The sequence below is a fragment of the Tomitella cavernea genome (assembly GCF_016599145.1).
Taxonomy (GTDB): Bacteria; Actinomycetota; Actinomycetes; order Mycobacteriales; family Mycobacteriaceae; genus Tomitella; species Tomitella cavernae.
In genome coordinates this window covers 1-551 of record NZ_JAENKO010000115.1, presented here as the reverse complement: position 1 = coordinate 551, position 551 = coordinate 1, and the positions used below count along the sequence as shown (strand labels likewise).

The 551-nt window shown below is 69.0% G+C and carries 1 protein-coding gene; it reads left to right on the top strand.

Going from position 1 to position 551, the window contains the following annotated elements; translation table 11 throughout:
• Positions 1–353, top strand: a 353-nt coding sequence (locus tag JJ683_RS18720) for an integrase core domain-containing protein (protein ID WP_207280384.1), incomplete at its 5' end; no start/stop codon positions are given.
• Positions 354–551 lie beyond the last annotated feature (198 nt).

The following is a 551-nucleotide window of genomic DNA, read 5'->3' as shown; positions in this document are numbered from 1 at the left end:
TGGCGATCGCGGTGCGTGGCGGGAAGTCGCAGGTTGCGGGCGTGATCCTGCATACCGACCAGGGCAGCGAGTACACGGCGCGGGATTTTCAGGCGGCGTGCCGGCGGTTGGGGATCTCCCAGTCGATGGGCCGGGTCGGCTCGGCGCTCGACAACGCGGTCATCGAGAGCTGGCATTCCACGCTCGAGTTCGAACTACGTGCGCTGGAACACTTTCCGACCAGGGCGGAGGCCCGTCGCCGGCTATCGGAATGGATCGAGGAGTACAACACTTGCCGGCGTCATTCGTCGGTGGGCATGATCTCGCCGGTCGCCTACGAGCACGCTCTGGCCGCATGCCGGGAGGCGGCGTAGATGGGGCGGCAGGGTGCCTTCCTGTCGGCGAGTGTGGCGCCGTTCTCACCGGGGTCGAGGCCAGGCCCCTGCGGGGTGGGCCTGCGGCCCAGCCTCGACGCCGGCTGCGGGCGACGCCGCGGAGCCGGGACGGGAAAGCCCCGACGGTGAGGCGCCAGTCCAGCAAAATCAGACCTCCACGGTTACAGGGGATTGCCA